Genomic DNA, 3216 nt, shown 5'->3' on the forward strand with positions numbered 1-3216 from the left:
TGGCGGAAAAGCGCGGCCTCGTCATCGAGACCTCAGGCGACATCGCTCCCATCGTCGGCTCACGCGCGCTCTTGCTGCAGATGATCACGAACCTCCTGCACAATGCGATCGTCCACAATCTGCCCGAACATGGCACCGTGCAGGTCCGCACCGCCGTACGCCCCGGTTCGGTCATGCTCATCGTCGACAACAGCGGCGGACCGCTCACGTCGCAGTTGGCCTCGACCCTCACCGAGCGGTTTCAGAGTGGTACCGAACGCATCCGCAGTGATCATGCCGGTGTCGGCCTGGGCCTGGCCATCGTCAAAAGCATCGTCCAGGCACACGAGGGAACCCTCATCCTCACCCCCCGGTCGGCTGGCGGGCTCCGCGTCTCCGTGGAATTCCCCGCCCAGTCGTTGCCATGCGAATGATTCTCATCTAGCATGCGGGCAGCCGCCTTCGCCGATTCGCCCGCATGACTCCGTCCCCTCTCCGCCTTTCCGGTCCGCGCGCATGACCGGGCCCCGCCGCGCACGCTCGGTGCTCAGGACGATCCACCTGTGGATTGGCCTGAGCCTTGGGGTCGTGCTTGCCCTGGTAACCCTGGCCGGGGCCACCTTGCTGTGGGAAGACCCGATCGTTGCGGCAACCCACCACGAACTGGTGGACCGCCCGCTGCCACCGCCTGCCCAGCAGGCCACGGCACTGGGCCAACTGCTGGCGCTGCCGCAGGGCCAGGGATTGCGCGGGGTATCCCTGCCGTCGGACGACATGCCGGTGTTCGAGGCTTCCGCGCGCGGCGGCGACAAGCTCTATTTCGACGCCGGAACGGGGCAATACCTGGAAACACGGCACGCCTCGAGCGACTTCATGCTGCTGGTGATGGCATGGCACACCAAACTGCTGTCAGGCGAAGTAGGCGAAACGATCCTGGGCATCGTGGCCATCGCGGGCCTCACGATGCTGGTCTCCGGTACCTGGCTGTACTGGCCGGGCCGGCGCCGGTTGCTCGTGCACCTGAAGCCGCACGCGCGGCCGCCGATCCTGCGCTGGGCCAGCTGGCATCGCATGGTCGGTTTCTCAGCCCTGCCCCTGCTGCTGGTGATGATCGGCACGGGCACCACCATGGCTTACCGCGGCGCGGTACGAAACGGCCTGGTTGTCGCCTTCCACGACGCCAAACCCGCCAGGCCGCCGGCCGTGGGTACGGCCACCGGCCCGATCGACTGGCCGGCCGTCTTTACAGCGGCCCGTGCCGCTGCGCCGGAGGCACAGTTCAGCCGCATCATGCTTCCCAATAAACCCGGCATGCCGGTCACCCTTCGCATCCGCCAGCCCGGCGAGTGGCACCCGGTCGGTCGCAGCAGCCTGTGGATCGACCCGGTCTCCGCCCAGGTGGTGGGAAGCGACGACGCCCGCAACGCCGGACAGGGCGGGCGCATCAGCAACGCGCTCTATCCGATCCACACCGCCGCCGTGGGCGGCATGGCCTGGCGCATCGTGGCCACGCTGACGGGCCTGATGCCCAGCTTCCTGCTGGTGACGGGTTTCCTTTTCTGGCGCGCACGCCGGCGTCGCCCGCCGGGCCGCAAACCGGCATAAGCTCGCTTGGCGGCAGGTGTGCCGCAAAGAGGGCAATTGCATGTGGTATTCCGCTTACGTACTGGGAGCCCTGTTCGGGGTTTCGGAACTGGGGCTTTCGCTGTTCAAGCGATCCAAAGGCGATGCATCGTCGAAGGATCGCTCATCGCTCGCCCTGATCTGGACGGTAATCGGCGTGGCGCTGTTCTTCGCATTCGGACTCTCCCGGCAGGGTCCTTCGCTTCCGGCCAGCCAGGTGCTCTACCCCGTGGGCGTCGCGCTTACCCTGGGCGGCATCGCCCTTCGGTGGTTTGCCATCCTCTGGCTGGGCCGCTGGTTCACCGTGAACGTGGCGATCGCCGCCGATCAGCCGCTGGTGGATACCGGCCCTTACCGTTTCGTCCGCCACCCGTCCTACACCGGCGCGTTGCTGGCGTTCCTGGGCCTGGGCCTGTGCATCGGCCACTGGCTGTCGTTGGTGATCATCATGCTGCCGGCACTGGCGGTGTTCGGCTGGCGCATCCACGTCGAGGAAGCGGTGTTGGCGGAGGCGTTCGGACCCCGCTGGGCCGCCTACGCCGCCCGCACCAGGCGGCTTTTGCCCGGCATCTATTGACGGCGCCACCTGCTCGTTGGGGGTCAGAGTCATGACTCTGACCCCGTGCCTTACAATGGCCGGATGCAGATCGGCCCGTACGCCATCGAACCGCCCGTGGTGCTCGCTCCCATGGCCGGGGTCACCGACAAGCCTTTCCGCCTGCTGTGCAAACAGCTGGGCGCGGGCCTGGCCGTGTCGGAAATGACCAACGCCGATCCACGCCTGTGGCATACGGCAAAATCCCTGCGGCGCATGGACCACGAGGGTGAGCCGGAACCGGTAAGCGTGCAGATCGCAGGCTACGACCCGGCCATGCTGGCCGAGGCCGCGCGCTTCAACGTGGCCAACGGTGCCCAGCTGATCGACATCAACATGGGCTGTCCGGCCAAGAAGGTTTGCAATGTGTGGTCCGGGTCAGCCCTGCTGCAGGACGAACCCCTGGTGGCCCGCATCGTCCAGGCGGTCGTGGCCGCCGTGGACGTGCCGGTGACGCTGAAGATCCGTACCGGCTGGGACCGCGACAACCGCAACGCGCTCGCCGTCGCCCGCATTGCCGAGGATGCCGGCATCGCGGCGCTCGCCGTGCACGGGCGCACCCGCGCCGACAAATACGAAGGCCACGCCGAATACGACACCATTGCCGCGGTAAAGGCCGCGGTGGGCATCCCGGTGCTTGCCAACGGCGACATCGATACCCCGGAAAAAGCCAGGCTTGTGCTTACCCTCACCGGCGCCGATGCGGTCATGATCGGGCGGGGTGCGCAGGGACGGCCGTGGATCTTCCGGGAAATCGTCCACTTTCTGGCTACCGGCGAGCACCTGCCAGAGCCCGCCCCCGGCGAGGTGGCCGCGATCCTCTGCGGACACCTGCACGCGCTCTACGCCTTCTACGGTGAAGTGCAGGGCGTGCGCATCGCCCGCAAGCACCTGGGCTGGTACGCCCGCGACCGCCAGCAGAACGCAGCCTTTCGCCAGGTAGTGAACCGTGCCGAGACAGCCAGCGAACAGTTGCGCCTGACCGCCGACTACTTCGCCGCCCTTTCCGCAGGCGAACG

Annotated in this window: 4 protein-coding genes; all 4 read left to right on the forward strand. The window is 67.3% G+C overall.

The window, feature by feature from the left end; genetic code table 11:
• Positions 1-413, forward strand: a 413-nt coding sequence (locus VK519_RS10220; RefSeq protein ID WP_324349518.1) for a sensor histidine kinase, incomplete at its 5' end; no start/stop codon positions are given.
• A gap of 82 nt (positions 414-495) precedes the next feature.
• The gene (locus tag VK519_RS10225; protein ID WP_324349520.1) at positions 496-1584 is read left to right on the forward strand and encodes a PepSY-associated TM helix domain-containing protein; all 1089 of its coding nucleotides are present in this window, start codon (positions 496-498) and stop codon (positions 1582-1584) included.
• A 40-nt stretch (positions 1585-1624) separates the two neighbouring features.
• On the forward strand, positions 1625-2179 hold the full coding sequence (locus VK519_RS10230; RefSeq protein ID WP_324349522.1) for a methyltransferase family protein: 555 nt from the start codon (positions 1625-1627) through the stop codon (positions 2177-2179).
• A gap of 63 nt (positions 2180-2242) precedes the next feature.
• A partial coding sequence (dusB, locus tag VK519_RS10235) for a tRNA dihydrouridine synthase DusB (protein ID WP_324349524.1) occupies positions 2243-3216 on the forward strand: 974 nt, incomplete at its 3' end.

It is taken from the genome of Pinirhizobacter sp., assembly GCF_035317885.1.
Taxonomy (GTDB): domain Bacteria; phylum Pseudomonadota; class Gammaproteobacteria; order Xanthomonadales; family Rhodanobacteraceae; genus Pinirhizobacter.